The following is an 18,917-nucleotide window of genomic DNA, read 5'->3' as shown; positions in this document are numbered from 1 at the left end:
ACCTCGACGGGCACGGACTCGCCGGTGAGCATCGAGGCGTCGACGGCGGAGGCGCCCTCGACCACCACGCCGTCGGTGGCGATCTTCTCGCCGGGCCGGACCACGAACCGCGTGCCGACGGTGAGCCGCTCGACGGGCAGCCGGACCTCGCGGCCGTCCTGGAGCACGGCCACGTCCTTGGCGCCGAGGTCCAGCAGGGCGTGCAGGGCGGCCCCGGCGCGGCGCCTGGAGCGGGCCTCCAGGTAGCGGCCCAGCAGGATCAGCACGGTGACCGCGGCGGCCGTCTCCAGGTAGAGCATCGAGGAGGCCTCGGTGTCGCCGACCGAGAACGAGAACTCGTGCCGCATGCCGGGCATGCCGGCGTCGCCCCAGAACAGGGCCCAGAAGGACCAGCCGAAGGCGGCCAGGGTGCCGAGCGAGACCAGGGTGTCCATGGTCGCCGCGCCGTGCTTGAGGTTGGTCCAGGCGGCGCGGTGGAAGGGCAGGCCGCCGTAGACCACGACGGGCCCGGTGAGGGCGAAGGCCAGCCACTGCCAGTTGGTGAACTGGAGGCTGGGGACCATCGACCAGAGGACCACCGGCAGGCTGAGCACGGCGCTGATCAGCAGCCGGTCGAGCAGCGGGTCGGCGGCCGGCGGGCGGGCGGGCGCGTCGGCGCCGGAGGCCTCGGCCGGGGTTTCGGGCACCGGCGGCGGGGGGAGTTCGGCGGTGTAGCCGGTGTTCTCCACGGTGGTGATCAGGTCGGCCACGGTGACGTCCGGTGCGAACCGGACCCTGGCCTTCTCGGTGGCGTAGTTGACGGTGGCCTCGACGCCGGCCATCCGGTTGAGCTTCTTCTCGATCCGGGCGGCACAGGCGGCGCAGGTCATGCCGCCGATCCGCAGTTCGACGTGCTCGCGGACCGCGGTCGGGTCCTCCTGGCCGGCTATGGCGGTCGCCGTGTCCGGGGAGGCGGAGCCCGGGGTGGAGGTGCTCATGTGCTGATCAGCTCCTAGGGGAGGGCACGGCGGGGGCGGGGGTTCGCCGGGCCCCCACCGCGCGGCGGGGGCTCTCAGGCGGCGCGGCCGACCAGCTCGTAACCGGCCTCGTCGACGGCGGCGCGGACCTGCTCGTCGTCCAGCGGGGCCGCCGCGGAGACGGTGACCGTACCGGCCTTGGCGTCGGCGGACACCTCGGTCACCCCGGTGAGCGCGGAGAGCTCCTTGCTGACCGAGCTCTCGCAGTGTCCGCAGCTCATGCCGGTGACGGTGTAGGTGATGGTGCTGGACATCGGGGCCTCCGGAAGGTCGGTACGGCCGCGAGCGTACGCCCGGGCCCGGCTGATAACCACACCATACCCCTAAGGGGTATTCCGTAGGGGTACGGACCGTGTGGTGTGGATCGCATTGCGGACGGCGTCTCCCGGGGCGGCCCGGGCGCCGTCGGTGCGCGCTCCGAGAGCAGAGCGTAGGCGTCCTGACACGCTGCGCCGGAATCCGCGCCGTGACATGGGCGGATTCGGTGCCGGGCGGGGCTCCGGAGGATGCGGGCGGGAGCGGAGGGGCCGGGGGTGCGCGGGTGGTCGTACTGATCGTCCGTTATGTTCGATATGTGTCACCGATCCGCCGTGCCCAGTCGCCGTCCGTCCCTACCGGCGCCGGGCAGCCACCGGCCAGGCGGCGCGACGCGCTGCTCGCCGTCGACCTGCTCGACATTCCCTTCCGGCGCCGGGCGGCCCCCGCGCTGATCGCGATCGTGCTGGTCGGGATCGCCGACCTCTACTCCGGCCAGGACCGCTACCTCGCGCCGCTGATGACCGTCGTCCCCAGCATCGCGGCCCTCACCCTGCGGCCGCTCGAACTGCTCGGCGTCTCCTCGGTCGGCCTGCTCGCGGTCTTCGGCCTCAGCCACTACGACGAGGTCGACAACCTCAACGACGTCCGCTTCCTGTGGGGCGCCATGGTCAGCTACCTGGTGCTCACCGTCTTCTCCGCCTGGGTGGCCGGGATCCGCATGCGCCGGGCCGCCGCCTTCGCCGCGGTCAGCTCCGTCGCGGAGGCCGCCCAGCGCGCGCTGCTGCGGCTGCCCGGGCCGGTCGTCGGGCCGCTGCACCTCGCCGTGCGGTACGTCTCCGCCGCCGACGCGTCGAGGATCGGCGGGGACCTCTACTCCGTCCTGGAGACGCCGTACGGCACCCGGGTCGCGGTCGGCGACGTGCGGGGCAAGGGGCTCGGCGCGGTGCAGACGGCCGCCGTGGTGCTCGGCGCCTTCCGGGAGGCCGCGTACGACGAGGCCGGGCTGCGCGGGGTGGCGGCCCGGATCGAGGCCAGCGTCGAGCGGCACGTGCCGGACGGCGAGTTCACCACCGCGCTGTTCGCGGAGTTCCGCCGGCCCGGCGTGGTCCAGCTGCTCCAGTACGGGCACGTCCCGCCGATCCGGGTGGACCCGGAGGGCCGGGCGCACGTCCTGGACGCGCCCGACCCCTGGGTGCCGCTCGGCCTCGGCCGGCTGGCCGCCGGCGAGCCGAGCACCTGGGACCAGCCGTTCGGGACGGACGACGTGCTGGTGCTGTGCACCGACGGCGTGGTCGAGGCCAAGCACCGGAGCAGCGGCGTGTTCTACCCGCTCGCCGAGCGGGTCGGCCCGCTGGTGCGGGGCGCGGCCCGCTCCGCGGCGGAGCTGGAGGCGGCGGTCGGGCGGGTCTACGCCGACCTGCTGGCGCACACCGGCGGCGAGCTGCGGGACGACGCGCTGCTGCTGCTGATCACCCGCACGGACGCCGCCCGGCCGGCGTAGGGGCCGCCCCGGGCCGCCGCCCGGGCGGTCAGCCGCCGGCCACGTCCGCCAGGGCGCGGAAGAGCAGGGCGGTGGAGGTGGCGCCCGGGTCCTGGTGGCCGATGCTGCGGGGGCCCAGGTAGGAGGCGCGGCCCTTGCGGGCCTGCAGCGGCACCGTCGCCAGGGCGCCCCGCTCGGCGCCCTCGGCCGCGGCCGAGGCGGCCTCCGGCAGGCCGGCGCCGGCGGCCACCGCCGCCCGGTAGGCGTCCAGCGCGGGCGTCCAGGCGTCGACGATGGTCTTGTCGCCCGGCTCGGCCTTGCCGAGCTCCCGCACCGCCCGCAGCCCGGCCGCCAGCGCCTCGCCGAGCCCGGCCGCGTCCGCCGGTGCCTCGCCGGGCTGCGGCAGCGCGGCGCCGATCGCCCGGAACGCCTTGCCGTAGAGCGGGCCGGAGGCGCCGCCGACCTTGGAGATCAGCGTGGTGCCGGTCCTGGTCAGCAGCGCGCCCGGTCCGGCGGGGGCCGGGGCGTCCGGCGCGTCCAAGGCGGCCAGCACGGCGGCGAAGCCGCGCCGCAGGTTGCTGCCGTGGTCGCCGTCGCCGATCGCGGAGTCCAGATCGGTGAGCCGCCCGTGCTCCTTCTCCACCGCGGCGGCCAGCGCGCGGACCCAGGCCTCGGCGAGGCGGGTGTCGACGTCCATCTCGGGTGCTCCTCTTCCGTGGGTCAGGCGCGCTTGAGGGCGGGGGTGTCCACCGGGGCGTCCCACAGCTCCAGGAGCTGTCCGTCGGCCTTGGTGAGGGTGAGCGAGAAGCCGGCCATGTCCAGGCTCGTCACATAGTTGCCGACCAGGCTGCGGGCCACCGTGATGCCGTGCTCGGCCAGCCGGGCCGAGACCTCGCCGAAGACGATGTACAGCTCCATCAGCGGGGTCGCGCCCAGGCCGTTGACCAGGGCGATCACCTCGTCGCCCGCGGTCAGGTGGTGGTCGGTGAGGACCGTCTCCACCACCTCGGCGACCAGTTCGCGGGCCGGGCGCAGCCGCTCGCGGCGCCGGCCGGGCTCCCCGTGGATGCCGACGCCCACCTCGATCTCGTCCTCGGCCAGCTCGAAGCCGGGTTTGCCCGCCGCCGGGACGGTCGCCGCGGTCAGCGCGATCGCGAACGAGCGGGAGGCCGAGTTCACCCGCTCGCCGAGGGCGGCCACCTCGTCGAGCGGCGCGCCGCGTTCGGCCAGCGCGCCGGCGATCTTCTCCACCGGCACCGTCGCGCCGGTGCCGCGCCGCCCGGCCGTCCAGGTCGAGTCCTCCACCGCGACGTCGTCGTTGACCAGCACGGTGCGGACCTCGATGCCCTCCTCGGCGGCCAGCTCCGCGGCGAGCTCGAAGTTCATCACGTCGCCGGTGTAGTTCTTGACGACGAACACCACGCCGGCGCCGGTGTCCACGGCCTTGGCGGCGGCCAGCATCTGGTCCGGGACGGGGGAGGTGAACACCTCGCCCGGGCAGGCCGCGTCCAGCATGCCCGGCCCCACGAAGCCGCCGTGCAGCGGCTCGTGCCCGGAACCGCCGCCGGAGACCAGCGCCACCTTGGGGGCTGCCGGCCGCACGGCCCGGGTGATCACCCGGTTGGCGATGTCCACCGCCAGCTCCGGATGCGCGGCGGCCACGCCGGCCAGCGCGTCCTCCAGGACGGTCTCCGCGGCGTTGATGAGCTTCTTCACGGCGTACGCGCTCCCCTCGGCAGACGGTGCTGACCCGACGCTACGCCAGATGGGGCCCCCGGGCACGGAATCCGACACGCGGGAGGCCGTTCACCCGGCCGGAGCACACCGCCTATGGTCGGGGGCATGAGTGGACACGTGGGCATCGTTCTGGTTTCGCACAGCGCGGCGTTGGCCGGAGGGTTGAAGGAGCTGCTGGTGGAGCTCGCCTCCGACGAGGTGCGGGTGGTGGTGGCGGGCGGCACCGAGGAGGGCGGGCTCGGGACCAGCTACGAGCTGATCGCCCGGGCCGTGGCCGAGGCGGACGGCGGGGCGGGCGTCGCGGTGCTGCCGGACCTCGGGAGCTCGGTGCTGACCGCGGTGACCGTGCTGGAGGACGCCCCGCGCCCCGGCGTGGTGCTGGTCGACGCGCCGTTCGTGGAGGGGGCGGTGGCCGCGGCGGTGACCGCGTCGACCGGGGCCGCACTGGCCGAGGTGGTGGCGGCCGCCGAGGAGGCGCGCGGCTTCCGCAAGCTGTGAGCGCTCACTTGGCGTCGGCGTAGCACTCCACCACGGCGGTGCTGAGCGGGAACCGCACCGGCGTCTCGCCGAAGACCAGCCGGCGGGCCTCGTCGGCCGCCGCGTCGACCGCCGCCGCCACCTCGTCGGCCAGGTTGGCCGGGGTGTGCACCATCACCTCGTCGTGCTGGAAGAAGACCAGGTGCGGGCGGTCGGCCGCGGTGGCCACCGGGAGCTCGGCGAGCCGGCGGCGCAGCGCGGCCAGCAGGGCCAGGGCCCAGTCGGCGGCGCTGGCCTGGATGACGAAGTTGCGGGTGAAGCGGCCGCGGGCGCGGGCCGAGCGGCCGCCGGCGTCGCCCGCCGTCTCGGGTGCCTCGGTGAGGTCCAGGAAGTCGGCGGAGGCGGGCGGGCAGGGGCGGCCCAGCCGGGAGGCGACCACGCCGCCGTCCTCGCCGGTGCGGGCGGCCGCCTCGACGTAGCCCATCGCGGCCGGGTAGCGGCCCCGCAGGGTGGCCAGCAGCGGGCCGATGTCGCCGCTGGTCTGGCCGTACATGGCGCCGAGCAGGCCCAGCTTGGCCTTGTCGCGGTCGCCGTGGAAGGCGGTGGCGGCCAGCGCCTCGTAGAGGTCGCCGCCGGCGGCGGTGCGGGCCAGTCCGGCGTCCTGGGAGAGCGCGGCGAGCACCCGGGGCTCCAGCTGGGCGGCGTCGGCGACCACCAGCAGCCAGCCGGGGTCGGCGACCACGGCGCGGCGCAGGATGCGCGGGATCTGCAGCGCGCCGCCGCCCCGGCTCGCCCAGCGGCCGGAGACCACGCCGCCGACCACGTACTCGGGGCGGAACCGGCCGCCGCGCGCCCAGGCGTCCTGCCAGGCCCAGCCGTGGGCGACGTGGATCCGGGACAGCTCCTTGTAGCGGACCAGCAGCCGGGCCGCCGGATGGTCGATCGTCTTCAGCTCCCAGGAGCGGGTGGAGGTGAGCGGGATGCCGGCGTCGGCGAAGGCGCGCAGCACCTGGCTGTGCGAGTCGGGGTTGAACGGGCGCCCGCCGAGCGCCCGCTGGAGCTCGACGGCGAGTTCGGCGAGCAGCCGCGGCCGGGTGCCGGGCACGGTGGGGCGCGGGCCGAGCAGCTCGGTGAGCAGCCGGTCGTGGACGTCGGTGCTCCAGGGCAGGCCGTCGTGGGCCATCTCGGCGGCGGCCAGCGCGCCCGCCGACTCGGCGGCGGCGAGCAGCCGGAACCGGGCGCGGGCCGCCGGGTCGGCGATCGCGGCGATCCGGCGCTGCTGCTCGGCGTGCACGGCGGTCACGGCGGCCAGCGGGTCGGTGCCGGGCGGCAGCTGGAGCCGGTCGGGGGCGAACAGGGTGTCCTGGCCGTCGCCGGCCTCGGCGGAGCCGGGCTCGGGCAGGTCGGCGGGGACGGGCAGGCCGCGCAGCCGGGCCCAGCCGGCGCCGAGCGAGCGCGGGGCGCCGAACCGGCCCTCGTGGGCGAGCAGCAGCGCCTCGACCAGCCGCAGGTCGTGACAGCGGGCGAGCCGGTCGGGGAGCCGGGGGAGCAGCGGCGCGTACCCGGAGTCGGCGGCGGCCCACACCCACCGGGGGTGCTCGGCGGCCTCCCGGGCGGCGACGGCGGCGGCGAGGTCGGCGGCGGGTTCGGGCGGGCCGAGCGGGGCGCCGGCGTCGTCGAGCGGCTGGAGCCGGCCGCCGGGGCCGTGCGGATCGGGGGCGAGGGCGATCCGGGGTGCCATGGGGGGCTCCTCCTCTCGTGCGGACTGCGGTGCGGGCGTCGTGCCGGCTCTTGCGTGGGCGGGCCGTCCGGGGGCGTGCGGTCGGCCGCTGACGACGGTAGCGGGAGGGTACGACAACCGGAGCCGTGCCGTCCGGCGGCGGGTCCGGGCGGCGGTCCGGCGCGTGCCGCGACGGGTGCGCCGGGCGTCGGGGCAAAGGGTGTGGGCAGGGCCGATGACAGCGCGTAAGGTCGGCGGAATGACCGAGAACCCGTTCTTCAGGCCCAGCACCCTGGCCTACGAACTGCCGCCGTTCGCCGAGATCCGGCCGGAGCACTACCTGCCCGCCTTCGAGCGCGGGATGACCGAGCAGCTCGCCGAGATCGCGGCGATCACCGCCGATCCGCAGCCGCCGACCGTCGAGAACACCCTGGTCGCGCTGGAGCGCTCGGGCAGGCTGCTGCACCGGGTCAAGGTGGTCTTCGAGAACCACTCCGCCGCCGACACCACCCCCGAGGTCGACCGGATCGACGCCGGGATCAGCCCCCGGCTGGCCGCGCACGGCGACGCGATCCACCTGGACGCCGCGCTGTTCGCCCGGATCGACGAGCTGCACGCCCGCCGCGCCGAACTGGACCTGGACCCGCAGACGCTGCGGCTGCTGGAGCGCCGCCACACCGCGTTCGTCCGGGCCGGTGCCCGGCTGGGCGCCGACCAGCAGGCGAGGCTGCGCGCGATCAACACCGAACTGGCCGCCGCCTCCTCGGAGTTCCGCCAGAACGTGTCCGCCGGCTCGCAGGCCGGGGCGCTGGTGCTGGACTCCGCCGAGCAGCTGGCCGGCCTCTCGGCCGACGCGGTCGCGGCCGCCGCCGAGAACGGCCGGGCGCTCGGACATCCGGGCAAGTACGTGCTGAGCCTGAAGAACTTCTCCAACCAGACCGAACTCGCCTCGCTCACCGACCGCTCGGTGCGCGAGCGGCTGCTCGCCGCCTCGCTCGACCGGGCCGCCGGCACCAACGGCCCGCTGGCGATCCGGATGGCCGCGCTGCGCGCCGAGCGGGCCCGGCTGCTCGGCCACGACACCCATGCCGCCCACGTGGTGGCCGACGAGACGGCCGGCACCGTCGAGGCGGTGGACGCGCTGCTCGCCCGGCTGGTGCCGCCGGCCGTCGCCAACGCCCGCCGGGAGGCCGAGGAGCTGGCCAGGGTCGCCGCCGCCGACGGCGTCGAGGAGATCGCCGCGCACGACTGGGCGTACTACTCGGAGCAGGTCCGGCAGGCCTCGTACCAGGTGGACGCGGCGGCGCTGCGCCCGTACTTCGAGCTGGAGCGGGTGCTGCGGGACGGCGTGTTCTTCGCCGCCGGCCTGGCCTACGGGGTGACCTTCACCGAGCGCCCGGACCTGGTCGGCTACCACCCGGACACCCGGGTCTTCGAGGTGTTCGACGCGGACGGCTCCGCGCTGGGCCTGTTCCTCGGCGACTTCCACGCCCGGGCGTCCAAGCGCGGCGGCGCGTGGATGGACGAACTGGTCACCCAGTCCGACCTGCTGGGGCAGCGGCCGGTGGTCTACAACAACCTGAACATCGCCAGGCCGGCGCCCGGTGAGCCGGTGCTGCTCTCCTGGGACGAGGTCCGCACGCTGTTCCACGAGTTCGGGCACGCGCTGCACGGGCTGTTCTCGGACGTCCGCCACCCGTACGTCGCGGGCACGGCCGTGCCGCGGGACTTCGTGGAGTTCCCCTCGCAGGTCAACGAGATGTGGATGGTGTGGCCGGAGGTGCTGGCCAACTACGCCCGGCACCACGAGACCGGCGAGCCGCTGCCGGCCGAACTGGTCGAGCGGATGGCGGCCGCCGAGTCCTTCGGGCAGGGCTTCCGCACCGTGGAGTACCTGGCGGCGGCGCTGCTGGACTGGGCCTGGCACACCCTGCCGGAGGGCCAGGAGGTCGCGGACGCCCAGGAGTTCGAGGCGGCGGCGCTGGCCAAGGCCGGGCTGGCGGTGGCGGCGATCCCGCCGCGCTACCGGACCACCTACTTCGGGCACATCTTCGCCGGCGGGTACAGCGCGGGCTACTACGCGTACATCTGGTCGGAGGTGCTGGACGCCGACACGGTGGAGTGGTTCAAGGGCAACGGCCGCAGCGTGCGGGAGAGCGGCGAGGTGTTCCGGCGCGAGCTGCTGGCGCGCGGCGACAGCCGGGACGCGCTGGACTCCTTCCGCGCCGTGGTCGGGCGCGACCCGGAGACGGGCCCGCTGCTGGCCCGTCGCGGGTTGCTGTAGGAGGGGGCGTCGCCCGGCGGCACCCGGCGGCACCCGGCGGCACCCGGTGGTGCCGCCGGGCCGCTGCGTCAGCGCGGTTCGACGGTGACGGTGACCGGGGTGCCCGGGCGGGCGTGCGGGAGGCGGACGCGCAGGCGGCCGGCCTGCTCGCCGTCCGGCTGGTCGAGGTCGGCGAGGGCGCCGTCCGGGCGGACGGCGATCCGCACCCCGGTGGGGAACGCGGCGGCCGGCAGGGCGAGTTCGGTGGCCCGGCCGGTGCCGTCGGCCTGCCAGCGGACGGTGTGCCGGGCGCCCTCCGCGGTGGTGCGGGCGGTGGTGCCGGCGACCGCGACCGGGAACGGTCCGAAGGCCGGCCCGTCGCCCGGGGCGGGCCGCCCGGCGGGGTCGAGCACGCAGTAGCCGCCGTTGCCCCGGCACCAGTACCACATCGCCCAGCCGGCCGCGAAGCCGTCCATCGCGTCGACCTGGCGGCGCACCAGCAGGGAGTTGCCGGGCCTGCGGGAGTCGGGCGGGCCCCACTCGCCGACCAGCACCGGCAGCCGGTGGGCGGCGGGGTAGCCGGTGACGGCGGCGGTGTAGTTCTCCACGAAGCCGCCGGACGGGTCCCAGTCGGCGCCGGACTCCACGGCGGTGTCGTAGAAGTGCGGCGCGTAGCCGAGCCGGGGCGGGCCCGGGCGGGGGTCGGTGAAGCCGGGCAGCCGGGTGGGGACGCCCTGGCCGACCAGGACCGTCGGTTCGACGAACAGCCAGGCGCGGGAGTCCACTCGGCGGACGGCGGCGATCAGCCGGCGGTACATGGCGGCGAGCCGGCCCTGCTCCAGTTCGGCGGCGGCGCGGGCCAGCACCTGCGGGTCGGCCGGGTCGCCGTCCACCGGGCCGAACGGCTCGTTGAACAGGTCGTAGCCCAGCAGCGACCGGTGGCCGCGCAGTTCGCGGGCCAGCCGGGTGCAGAAGTCGGCCTGCCAGGCGCGCAGGTCGGGGTCGTCGTAGAGGTGCCGGAAGGCGGCCTGGACGGCGGGCTGGAAGTAGCCGGCGAACCAGTCGTCGGGGTCCGCCTCGAAGGGCAGTCCGTCGTCCCGGGTGGCCCAGGGCGGGATGCCGTTGTCGCCGCCGAGGAACCGCGGGCCGTAGACGTCCTGGTGGAAGTCGACCAGGACCAGCACGCCGTAGCGGTCGGCCCAGCCGAGGAGCCGGTGCAGGCGGCGCAGTTCGGCGGGGTCGAGGCGGCCGCGGGCGGGTTCCAGCCTGGTCCAGGAGACGGGCAGGCGGATCAGGGTGAAGCCCTGGGCGGCGATGGACCTGATGTCCCGTTCGGTGGCCTCGGCGTACTTGTCGAGGTTGAAGCCGCGCAGCTGGAGCCGGCGGCCGGTGGCGTCGGTGAGGTCGGTGCGGCCGTCCGGGGCGGTGGCGGTGCCGGTGGGGAACACCGGTGCGGGGGAGGCGGGCCGGGCCCCGGCCGGGGCGGCGGGCAGGGCGAGGGCGGCGGCGAGCAGGAGGGTGGCGGCGGTGCGGCGCGGGCGCATCGGGACCTCCGGGGCGGGCGAGGGTGGGGCCCGATGATGCCGGGGCGGGCGCGTCCGCCACAAGACGCCGGTGCGGGGCGGCCGTTCGCGGCCCGCCGGGCGGCTGCCGACCCGCGCCCGCGGCCCGCCGGGCGGTCAGTCGGCGGGCTCCGGCGCCGGGCCGGCGGGCAGGGCGGCGGTCGGCAGGTCGGCGGCGGCGGCCAGCCGGCCCCAGAGCAGGTCGGCGAGCGCCTGGACCATCCGGGTGCGCGAGCAGGGGCGGGACTCCAGCCACCAGTCCCCGGCCGCCAGCACCATCCCGGTGATCGCCCGGCCCCAGGCCTCGGCGATCAGCTCGCGGTCGGCACCGAGGTCGACCTGGTCGGCGATGGCCCGGGTGATCTCCTCGGCGATCTGCTGGAGCGCCGGGGCGAGCGCCTTGCCGGCGCCGCTCGGGTCGCCCGGCTCGGGGTGGGTGAGCAGCCGGTAGACCTGGGGGCGGGCCTCGATCCCGGCGAGGTAGGTGTCCAGTACGTGCTCGACCCGGTCGCGGCGTTCCAGCGGTTCGGCGAGCGCGGCCCGGACGGCGGTCAGCAGCCCGCCGGTGTGGCGCTCGGTCAGGGCCCGGACCAGGCCGTTCCGGTCGCCGAAGTGCCGGTAGAGGATCGGCTTGGTGATGCCGGCCTCGGCGGCGATCGCGTTCATGCTGGCGCCGGGCCCCTCGCGCTGGACGACCCGGTCGGCGGCGTTGAGCAGCTGTTCCCGGCGGGGCTCTGGGTCCATGCGCGGTTCCCTCGTTTCGTGTGTGTGCGGGCGTTGACACCGGTTACCAAGCAGTAGCAGACTCCCGACGATGTTACCGGTGGTAACACCCCGGTCGGCCGCCCCCTTCCCCGGCCGCGCCCTTCTTCGGAGGCCCCACCCATGAACACCTTCTCCCTGGACCCGGGTCCGGACCAGATCGCCGTCCGCGACTGGCTGCACGGCTTCGCCGCCGACGTGATCCGGCCCGCCGCCGCCGAGTGGGACGAGCGCGAGGAGACCCCCTGGCCGATCATCCAGGAGGCCGCCCGGCTCGGGATCTACTCGCTCGACTTCTACGCCCAGCAGTACTTCGACCCCTCCGGCGTGGGCATCCCGATCGCCATGGAGGAGCTGTTCTGGGGCGACGCGGGCATCGGCCTGTCCATCGTCGGCACCACCCTCGCCGCCGTCGCGGTGCTCGCCAACGGCACCGACGAGCAGATCGGCACCTGGGCGCCGCAGATGTTCGGCACCCCGGACGACGTCAAGGTGGCCGCGTTCTGCTCCTCCGAGCCGGACGCCGGCTCCGACGTCTCCGCGCTGCGCACCCGGGCCGCGTACGACGAGGCCGCCGACGAGTGGGTGCTGAACGGCACCAAGACCTGGGCCACCAACGGGGGGATCGCCGCCGTCCACGTGGTCGTCGCCACCGTCGACCCGGCGCTCGGCGCGCGCGGGCAGGCGTCCTTCGTGGTGCCGCCGGGCACGCCCGGCCTCAGCCAGGGGCAGAAGTTCAAGAAGCACGGCATCCGCGCCTCGCACACCGCCGAGGTGGTGCTGGACTCCGTCCGGGTGCCCGGCCACTGCCTGCTCGGCGGCAAGGAGAAGCTGGACGAGCGCCTGGCGCGGGCCCGCGAGGGCGTCCGCAAGGGCGGGCGGAACGCGGCGATGGCCACCTTCGAGGCCTCCCGGCCGGCCGTCGGCGCGCAGGCGATCGGGATCGCCCGGGCCGCGTACGAGGTGGCGCTCGACTACGCGAGGACCCGGGTGCAGTTCGGCCGCCCGATCATCGACAACCAGGGCGTGGCCTTCCAGTTGGCCGACATGAGGACCCGGATCGACGCGGCCCGGCTGCTGGTCTGGCGGGCCTCCTGGATGGCCGCCGCCAAGCAGCCGTTCACCTCGGCGGAGGGCTCGATGTCCAAGCTCTACGCGGGCGAGACCGCCAAGTGGGTCACCGCGCAGGCGATGCAGATCCTCGGCGGCAACGGCTTCACCCGGGAGTACCCCGTCGAGCGGATGCACCGGGACAGCGCGATCTACACGGTCTTCGAGGGCACCAGCGAGATCCAGCGGCTGGTCATCGCCCGGGCCGTCTCCGGGCTGCCGATCCGCTGAGCGGGGCGGGGGTCAGCGGGCGGCCCAGAAGGTGAGCCCGGCCGAGAGGGCGCCCACCACCGTGCCGACGACCGTCTGCGCGGCGGTGTGGTCCCGCAGCACCACCCGGGACCAGCCGATCACCGCGACCAGGGGGTAGAGCAGCAGCCACCACGGCCCGAGCGCGACGGCCAGGCAGACCACCGCGCCGCTCGCCACGGCGGTGTGCACGGAGACCTTCCACCAGGCGGTGATCACCAGGATCGGCACCAGCGAGGCGAACATCGCCAGCACCACGGCGGTGAGGTCGCGCGGCGCGTGCGCCAGGAGCATCCCGGCGAGGCCGATCGCGACCGAGACCATGATGAGCGGGAAGAGCGTCAGACGCCGACGGCGGTTGCCGACGTGCCGGTCGTCCACGGTGCCCCGACGCATCCCGAAGCCGATGAGCAGGGTCGGGATCACGGCGGTGAAGAGGGCGGCGAACGCCGCCCAGGCGAGGCCCCGCAGGCCGTAGCGGGCCCCGCCGAGCAGGAGCAGCATCGCGATGATGACGTTCTTCGGCTCCAGGCCGTCGGTGATCCGGCGCGCCCAGGGCGTCGCGGGCGTGGGGGCGGTCATCGTGCGGCGCTCCAGGGGACGGCGGCGGATGGGTCGTATTCGATCGCATGATCGTATCGACCGGCATCCGGTCGGCCGTCCCCGGCCGGAGGGTTCAGAACCGGGGCGGGCGGCGCTCCAGGAAGGCGGAGAGGCCCTCGCGGACGTCGGGCGCCTCGCGGGAGCGGCGCTCCCAGGGCGCGAGGGCGGCGGCGGCCTGCTCCGGTGGGACGGCCAGGGCGGCCTTGACGGCACCGATGGTCTGCGGTGAGCGGGTGGTCAGCAACCGGGCGAACTCCAGGGCCGCCGCGTCCAGTTCGGTGGCCGGCAGGACGCGTTCGGCGAGGCCGAGGTCGGCCGCGCGCGGCCCGGGCAGCAGTTCGCCGGAGAACAGCAGGTACTTGGCGCGGGCCGGGCCGACCAGCCGGGTCAGCCGCAGCGTCGGCACCGCCGGGTAGACCACACCCAGCTTGGCCGGCGTGATGCCGAGCCGGGCGTCCTCGGCGACGAAGCGCAGGTCGCAGGCGAGCGCCAGCTGGCAGCCGCCGCCGACGCAGGCGCCGTGCACCACGGCGACCGTCGGGTGCGGGAAGGCCGCCAGCGCCTCCTCGGCGGCGACGTTGACCGCGTGGTAGGCGTCGGCGCGGTCCGGATCGCCGTAGACGTCGGCGAGTTCGTCGATGTCCGCGCCGGCGCTGAAGGTCCCGCCCGCGCCGGTGACCAGCAGGACGCGCACCCCCGGTTCCCCGGCGAGCCGCTCCAGCACGCCGGGCAGCGCCTGCCAGATCGCCAGGGTCACGGCGTTGCGCCGGTGCGGGCGGTCGAACTCCAGCACCGCGACGCCGTCCTCGCCGAGGTGGGCGTTGAGTCCTTCGGTCTCGGTGGGCAGCGGGGAGCGCTCGCTCGTCAGCAGCGGCCGGGTGGCCATGGGCACCTCCGGGAGGGTGTGGGTGCGGACACTCTCTCAGGGGCCGTTCCACCGGGGCGCGGCGGTGCCGGTGACGTCGTCCGCCGGCACCGCCGGCGAGCCGTCAGGAGGCGGGGGAGCCTTGCGGCTTCCACTCGTGGGTGAGCAGCGACCAGACCTCGCCGTCGTGGTGGACGCCGCCGTGCAGGTAGCTCTCCCGCAGGACGCCCTCCAGGGTGAAGCCGAGGCGCTGGGCGATCGCGCGGCTGCGGACGTTCTCCGGCCGGTTGTGCCACTCGATCCGGTGCATGCCCCGGATCGTGAAGGCGTAGTCGATCAGGTGCCGGACGGCGGTGGTGATCAGGCCGCGGCCCTGGCCGGCGGGCTCCGTCCAGACCCCGATCTCGCAGTTGCCGCCCTTGGCGTCGAACTGCACGAACATCACGCCGCCGACCAGCGTGCCGTCCAGCCAGATGCCGTAGAGGCGGGCGGTGTCGGCGGCCTGGCGGTCCGCGTAGCGCTGCAGGACGGTGCGGGCCGAGTCGAGGTCGGTGGCGAGGGAGGCCCAGCCGATCCAGGCGTCGATGTGGGCGCGGCCGCGCTCGATGTGCTCCAGGTACTCGGGTGCGTGCCAGGGCTCCAGGGGGCGGAGCTCGGCGTTCTCGGCGAGGGGGACGGCGAACATGGGCGGGCCTTTCGCGGCGAGGGGCGGGTGCGGGCGGCGGTCCGGGTGCATCCGTAACAAACGTTTGGTACGTAAGATAACCCCATGACACCGGCCCGTGGAGATCATGAAGCCCGCCGGACCGAGGTTTCCGAGGCGGTCTGGCGGGTGCTGTCCACCCGTGGTTTCGAGGGGCTCACGCTGCGTGCGGTGGCCGCCGAGATGGGCGCCACCACCGGGCTGCTGACGCACTACTTCCCCGGTAAGAAGGCGCTGGTGGCGCACGCGCTGGAGGTGCTGGACCGGCGCTCGCAGGCCCGGCCGCGGCGGCTCGCGCCGGCCGAGGGGCAGCCGCCGCCCGAGGGGCTGGCGCGGCTGCGGGCCGCGCTGCTGGACGTGCTGCCGCTGGACGGGCCGGGCCGGGCGGGCAACCGGATCTGGGTGGGCTCCTGGGACGTCGCGCTGGCCGATCCGGAGCTGGCGGCGGCGCACGCGGCCCGGTACGCGCGGGCGCGCGGGCTGCTGGCGGAGTGCGTCGGGGCCGCGCGGCGGCTCGGCGAACTGCCGGACGGCCCGCCGGCCGCCGAGGTCGCGGCGGCGGCGCAGGCCTTCGTGCTGGGGCTGGTGGTGCAGGCGCTGTTCGCCCCGGCGGAGTTCCCGGCGCGGCGGCAGACGGAACTGCTGGACGACTACCTGGCACGGCTGGTGGCCGGCGGGGACGCCCCCGGCCGGAGCGGGGGCGGGGATGCCGACGGGGGCGTCGGCCCGGACGCCGGCGGTTCGTCGGCATAGGGCGCGGACCGGGGTGTTTCCGGTGCCGGAATTCCCGGGACGGGTCTTTTCGGGGCCGGCACGACACGGATGGTCACGGGTTATGCGCGCTCGGTGCCGGAGGCGGAAATGCGCGAAGTGCGCGGCACCGGCCGTGGTGCGGTCCTGCGTGGCGCCCCCAGCAGGATTCGAACCTGCGACCTACCGCTTAGAAGGCGGGTGCTCTATCCGCTGAGCTATGGGGGCGGGACGGGCGGCGCCCGGACGGGCGCGACCGTTGCCGGGATCGGGCGGTGGGCGCGTGGCGCCCGCTGTCCGCTCCCGTACCTGGGGTGGGTGTGGGGGTTGGCGGGGTCCTTGCCCTGTCGGGGACAGGATAAGGGTGTCCCGTTCCTCGGCCGGGTGTTACGACACCGCCGTTGGTGTGTCGGCCTCGGTGGAGCGGTCCGATAATCGCAGGTGAAGACCGTGAGTGCAGCGGTCTGGAGGTGTTCCGCGCCGGACGTTGTGCACTCGTTACGGGGCTGTCTGCCCACCCGTTATGGATTCGGCACGGAGAAAGCACCGCGGCCGAGGCCGGCAACGACGCGGGTGGGGGGCCGTATTCGGGTTCGTTCGGTCGGATGACGTGCGCGGACGGCCGACGGGGCCACCCCTGGGGGTGTCCCGGGGCGGCGGGGTGGTCCCGGGATTCTTGTCATGGCCCCGTAGAGGGTGGGTGTGATGGTCGCACGAAGGCCGAAATTCACCCCTGCGGGCGACAAGATTTTTCCACAGGTCCGAGTTGTCCACAGGATTTCGGATCTTCCTGGCCGGTATTTCCCGGGAAGCGCACTCTCAACGCACACCGGTCGATTCCGTACGGTGCAACCGAGAGAGCGGAGCGTGCTGTGAACGAGACCCAGGTGACGGTGATCGGGAATGTCGCCACCGAGGTGACGTACGCCCAGACCCCCGGCGGGGTGCCGGTGGCGAACTTCCGGCTGGCGTCGACCGAGCGGCGCTACGACCGGGCGCGGGACGGCTGGGTCGACGGCGAGACGCAGTGGATGACGGTGACGGCCTGGCGGTCGCTGGCGGGGCACCTGATCGACTCGCTGTCGAAGGGCGACCCGGTGGTGGTGAGCGGGCGACTGCGGGTGCGGGAGTGGACGGAGGGGGAGGTGAAGCGGAGCCGGGTCGAGATCGACGCCCGGTCGGTCGGACACGATCTGAGCCGTGGCACGGCGAGGTTCAGCTGGGCACCGGGTGTTCGGAGCGGATCCGGCGGCGGATCTCCGGGCGGATCGCCGGGTGGGGCAGGGGGAGTCGCGCCCGGGTGGGCGGCCGGTGCGGCGACGGGGCCGGACGAGGCGGCCGAGGCGGCCGGAGCGGCGTTCGGCGAGGCAGTGCCCGGGTGGATCGTGGACGCCCTGCGTGGCCGGCGGCCGGCCGCGGCGGGCGTCGGGGTGGCGGCGGAGGGGGAGAGCGGGGGTGACGCCTAGCCGCCGGCGGGATGTCTGCCGGGCGGTATCACTGTCGACAAATATGCGAATCGAGAAGGGTGTTGCGACCCGCACGTGCAATCCCGTTCCGGTTAGCGGAATGATCCCGTAATTCTGGCTGTCCGTCAGCTTGTGGAGACACCGAGGGGGTTGATAACGATACGGATACGGAATCGTCCTGATTTCGCATGAGGGTTTCCGGGCCTCTGACGCTTCATAGGATGCGTCTGGTTCACATCATGAAGCAGCGCCACAGGGGGCGCGGCAAGCAAGGCGGGCTGCCCATCGGCATGGCCCGGCCCGGAGGGATCCCAAGATGTTGCAGAGGCAGGGGCGGACGCTTCCCCGCATCACTACTGTCATGCTCGCGACCAGCGTTGTGCTGGCCGGGGGCCTGTTCGCGGCCGGTGCGGCGACCGCGGCCGATGCCCCCGGCGGGGCCGTCACGGCAGTGATCCAACCGACCTTGATGAGCGAGGAGATCGCCATCGAGGGCGGCCACTCCATCCAGGGAGGCCTCTTCACCCTCAGCACGCCCGACGGCGAGATCAAGACGTACTGCATCGACATCGACCACCCGGTCGACATCAAGAGCGGTGTCGAGTACCAGGAGTCCGACTGGAAGTCGAGCTCGCTCGGCCGCCCGGAGAAGGCCGAGGACGCCTCCAAGATCCGCTGGATCCTGGAGAACTCCTACCCGCAGGTCGCCGACCTCAAGAAGCTGGCCGCCGACGCCGGCGTCAAGGGAGAGCTGACCAAGGAGGACGCCGCGGCCGGCACCCAGGCCGCGATCTGGAAGTTCTCCGACGGCAAGAACGCCACCCCGGTCGACGCCGAGGCCAAGCAGCTGCGCGACTACCTGGTCAGCGAGAAGAACAAGGGCATCGCCGCCGAGCCCAAGCCCTCGCTGAGCCTCGCCCCGGACTCGGTGTCCGGCAAGCCGGGCAACAAGCTCGGCCCGTTCACCGTCAACTCCAGCGCCAACGAGGTGAAGCTCGCCGTCGCCGGCGACTCCGCCGACAAGGTCAAGCTGGTCGACAAGGACGGCAAGGACGTCACCACCCTGGCCGGCCCGATCGCCAAGGACACCCAGCTGTTCCTGGACGTGCCCGCGGGCACCCCGGACGGCGCGGCCACCGTCAACGCCTCCGCCGAGACCGTCGTGCCCAGCGGCCGCGTCTTCCTCAGCAAGGGCTACACCCCGGCCAAGCACAGCCAGACCATGATCCTCGCCGGCTCGACCAAGCTCGGCGTCAAGGACTCCGTCAAGGCCGCCTGGCAGGCCGGCAAGGGCCCGCTGGTCGACAGCACCGCGGTCGTCGAGTGCGTCGCCAACGGCGTCAAGGTCTCCGTCGCCAACGGCGGCGACGAGGCCGCCACCGTCTCGGTGAAGCCGGGCAAGGACCTCACCGTCCAGCCGAACAAGATCGAGACCGTGCTCGTCCCGGTCGCCGAGGACGCCGCCTACGACATCACGGTGACCGGCCCGAACGGCTTCTCCAAGAACTTCAAGGGCATCCTGGACTGCAAGACCGCCAGCGTGGTCACGCCGAGCCCCTCGGCCACCCCGACCACCGCCAAGCCGACCACTCCGGCGCCGACCACCCCGGCCCCGGCCCCCACCACGACGAAGCCGGCCACCCCGAGCGCCACCCCGTCGGCCACCCCCACCGCCAGTGCGACCGCCACCGCCACCCCGCAGCCGGTGCCGCCGAGCACGGCCCCCGGCACCACCGGCGGCCTGGCCCAGACCGGTGGCAGTGACGCCACCCCGGTCATCGCCGCCGTCGCCGGCGGGCTGGTCGTGGCCGGCGGAGCCGCGGTCTTCCTGCTGCGCCGCCGCCGCGGTGGCGACGCCGCCTGAGGCAGCACCCGGAGCACCGCCCGGTAGGGCGT

At 74.8% G+C, this 18,917-nt stretch carries 17 protein-coding genes and 1 tRNA gene; 7 read left to right on the top strand and 11 right to left on the bottom strand.

Annotated features, from left to right (window positions below; all coding sequences use genetic code 11):
* Both ACFU74_RS27485 and ACFU74_RS27480 read right to left on the bottom strand, forming a co-directional pair.
* A partial coding sequence (locus ACFU74_RS27485) for a heavy metal translocating P-type ATPase (RefSeq protein WP_380761412.1) occupies positions 1-977 on the bottom strand: 977 nt, incomplete at its 3' end.
* Between the two features lie 74 nt (positions 978-1,051).
* The gene (locus ACFU74_RS27480) at positions 1,052-1,270 is read right to left on the bottom strand and encodes a heavy-metal-associated domain-containing protein (protein WP_380761410.1); all 219 of its coding nucleotides are present in this window, start codon (positions 1,268-1,270) and stop codon (positions 1,052-1,054) included.
* A 320-nt stretch (positions 1,271-1,590) separates the two neighbouring features.
* Between ACFU74_RS27480 and ACFU74_RS27475 the strand changes: the two genes are divergently transcribed.
* Complete coding sequence (locus ACFU74_RS27475; RefSeq protein ID WP_380761408.1) at positions 1,591-2,775, top strand: PP2C family protein-serine/threonine phosphatase; 1,185 nt, start codon at positions 1,591-1,593, stop codon at positions 2,773-2,775.
* A 28-nt stretch (positions 2,776-2,803) separates the two neighbouring features.
* Here ACFU74_RS27475 and dhaL read toward each other — a convergent pair whose 3' ends face one another.
* Both dhaL and dhaK read right to left on the bottom strand, forming a co-directional pair.
* Positions 2,804-3,451: a dihydroxyacetone kinase subunit DhaL gene (gene dhaL / locus ACFU74_RS27470; protein ID WP_380761406.1), complete on the bottom strand. Its 648-nt coding sequence runs from the start codon at positions 3,449-3,451 to the stop codon at positions 2,804-2,806.
* A 23-nt stretch (positions 3,452-3,474) separates the two neighbouring features.
* The gene (gene dhaK / locus ACFU74_RS27465; protein WP_380761404.1) at positions 3,475-4,470 is read right to left on the bottom strand and encodes a dihydroxyacetone kinase subunit DhaK; all 996 of its coding nucleotides are present in this window, start codon (positions 4,468-4,470) and stop codon (positions 3,475-3,477) included.
* A 126-nt stretch (positions 4,471-4,596) separates the two neighbouring features.
* Here dhaK and dhaM point away from each other — a divergent pair, with 126 nt between their 5' ends.
* On the top strand, positions 4,597-4,989 hold the full coding sequence (dhaM, locus tag ACFU74_RS27460; protein ID WP_380761402.1) for a dihydroxyacetone kinase phosphoryl donor subunit DhaM: 393 nt from the start codon (positions 4,597-4,599) through the stop codon (positions 4,987-4,989).
* A 4-nt stretch (positions 4,990-4,993) separates the two neighbouring features.
* Here the strand turns inward: dhaM and ACFU74_RS27455 are convergent, their stop codons facing one another.
* Complete coding sequence (locus ACFU74_RS27455) at positions 4,994-6,709, bottom strand: bifunctional 3'-5' exonuclease/DNA polymerase (RefSeq protein WP_380761400.1); 1,716 nt, start codon at positions 6,707-6,709, stop codon at positions 4,994-4,996.
* Positions 6,710-6,947: 238 nt separating this feature from the next.
* Between ACFU74_RS27455 and ACFU74_RS27450 the strand changes: the two genes are divergently transcribed.
* Positions 6,948-8,972, top strand: a complete 2,025-nt coding sequence (locus ACFU74_RS27450) for a M3 family metallopeptidase (RefSeq protein WP_380761398.1) — start codon at positions 6,948-6,950, stop codon at positions 8,970-8,972.
* Positions 8,973-9,040: 68 nt separating this feature from the next.
* On the opposite strand, the gene ACFU74_RS27445 is transcribed toward ACFU74_RS27450, so the two are convergent.
* Complete coding sequence (locus ACFU74_RS27445; RefSeq protein WP_380761396.1) at positions 9,041-10,495, bottom strand: cellulase family glycosylhydrolase; 1,455 nt, start codon at positions 10,493-10,495, stop codon at positions 9,041-9,043.
* Between the two features lie 135 nt (positions 10,496-10,630).
* Entirely contained in the window at positions 10,631-11,257 is a 627-nt protein-coding gene (locus ACFU74_RS27440; RefSeq protein ID WP_380761394.1) for a TetR family transcriptional regulator, read from the bottom strand.
* 141 nt (positions 11,258-11,398) lie between these two features.
* On the opposite strand from ACFU74_RS27440, the gene ACFU74_RS27435 reads away from it, so the two are divergent.
* Positions 11,399-12,616, top strand: a complete 1,218-nt coding sequence (locus tag ACFU74_RS27435; RefSeq protein WP_380761392.1) for an acyl-CoA dehydrogenase family protein — start codon at positions 11,399-11,401, stop codon at positions 12,614-12,616.
* 12 nt (positions 12,617-12,628) lie between these two features.
* Here ACFU74_RS27435 and ACFU74_RS27430 read toward each other — a convergent pair whose 3' ends face one another.
* The 3 genes from ACFU74_RS27430 to ACFU74_RS27420 form a co-directional block, all read right to left on the bottom strand.
* Complete coding sequence (locus tag ACFU74_RS27430) at positions 12,629-13,216, bottom strand: hypothetical protein (protein WP_380761390.1); 588 nt, start codon at positions 13,214-13,216, stop codon at positions 12,629-12,631.
* Positions 13,217-13,310: 94 nt separating this feature from the next.
* The gene (locus ACFU74_RS27425; protein WP_380761414.1) at positions 13,311-14,123 is read right to left on the bottom strand and encodes an enoyl-CoA hydratase/isomerase family protein; all 813 of its coding nucleotides are present in this window, start codon (positions 14,121-14,123) and stop codon (positions 13,311-13,313) included.
* A 103-nt stretch (positions 14,124-14,226) separates the two neighbouring features.
* Positions 14,227-14,787, bottom strand: coding sequence for a GNAT family N-acetyltransferase (locus tag ACFU74_RS27420; protein WP_380761388.1), 561 nt, complete (start codon positions 14,785-14,787; stop codon positions 14,227-14,229).
* Positions 14,788-14,871: 84 nt separating this feature from the next.
* On the opposite strand from ACFU74_RS27420, the gene ACFU74_RS27415 reads away from it, so the two are divergent.
* A complete protein-coding gene (locus ACFU74_RS27415) occupies positions 14,872-15,558 on the top strand; it encodes a TetR/AcrR family transcriptional regulator (RefSeq protein ID WP_380761386.1) in 687 nt (228 codons plus the stop codon).
* 149 nt (positions 15,559-15,707) lie between these two features.
* Here the strand turns inward: ACFU74_RS27415 and ACFU74_RS27410 are convergent.
* Positions 15,708-15,783, bottom strand: a tRNA-Arg gene (locus ACFU74_RS27410).
* Positions 15,784-16,427: 644 nt separating this feature from the next.
* Here ACFU74_RS27410 and ACFU74_RS27405 point away from each other — a divergent pair.
* Entirely contained in the window at positions 16,428-17,021 is a 594-nt protein-coding gene (locus ACFU74_RS27405; RefSeq protein WP_380761384.1) for a single-stranded DNA-binding protein, read from the top strand.
* Positions 17,022-17,382: 361 nt separating this feature from the next.
* On the top strand, positions 17,383-18,885 hold the full coding sequence (locus ACFU74_RS27400; protein ID WP_380761382.1) for a Cys-Gln thioester bond-forming surface protein: 1,503 nt from the start codon (positions 17,383-17,385) through the stop codon (positions 18,883-18,885).
* Positions 18,886-18,917 lie beyond the last annotated feature (32 nt).

This window comes from Kitasatospora sp. NPDC057500 (genome assembly GCF_042802195.1).
Lineage (GTDB): Bacteria > Actinomycetota > Actinomycetes > Streptomycetales > Streptomycetaceae > Kitasatospora.
Note: the sequence above shows the minus strand (reverse complement) of the source record. Positions and strands in the feature narration are given on the sequence as shown.

Coding starts and splice junctions, on each gene's coding strand:
- dhaL (WP_380761406.1), bottom strand. CDS start 3,451: ATGGACGTCGACACCCGCCTCGCCGAGGCCTGGGTCCGCGCGCTGGCC.
- ACFU74_RS27435 (WP_380761392.1), top strand. CDS start 11,399: ATGAACACCTTCTCCCTGGACCCGGGTCCGGACCAGATCGCCGTCCGC.
- ACFU74_RS27415 (WP_380761386.1), top strand. CDS start 14,872: ATGACACCGGCCCGTGGAGATCATGAAGCCCGCCGGACCGAGGTTTCC.
- ACFU74_RS27455 (WP_380761400.1), bottom strand. CDS start 6,709: ATGGCACCCCGGATCGCCCTCGCCCCCGATCCGCACGGCCCCGGCGGC.
- ACFU74_RS27480 (WP_380761410.1), bottom strand. CDS start 1,270: ATGTCCAGCACCATCACCTACACCGTCACCGGCATGAGCTGCGGACAC.
- ACFU74_RS27445 (WP_380761396.1), bottom strand. CDS start 10,495: ATGCGCCCGCGCCGCACCGCCGCCACCCTCCTGCTCGCCGCCGCCCTC.
- dhaM (WP_380761402.1), top strand. CDS start 4,597: ATGAGTGGACACGTGGGCATCGTTCTGGTTTCGCACAGCGCGGCGTTG.
- ACFU74_RS27450 (WP_380761398.1), top strand. CDS start 6,948: ATGACCGAGAACCCGTTCTTCAGGCCCAGCACCCTGGCCTACGAACTG.
- ACFU74_RS27420 (WP_380761388.1), bottom strand. CDS start 14,787: ATGTTCGCCGTCCCCCTCGCCGAGAACGCCGAGCTCCGCCCCCTGGAG.
- ACFU74_RS27425 (WP_380761414.1), bottom strand. CDS start 14,123: ATGGCCACCCGGCCGCTGCTGACGAGCGAGCGCTCCCCGCTGCCCACC.
- ACFU74_RS27440 (WP_380761394.1), bottom strand. CDS start 11,257: ATGGACCCAGAGCCCCGCCGGGAACAGCTGCTCAACGCCGCCGACCGG.
- ACFU74_RS27400 (WP_380761382.1), top strand. CDS start 17,383: ATGCTCGCGACCAGCGTTGTGCTGGCCGGGGGCCTGTTCGCGGCCGGT.
- ACFU74_RS27430 (WP_380761390.1), bottom strand. CDS start 13,216: ATGACCGCCCCCACGCCCGCGACGCCCTGGGCGCGCCGGATCACCGAC.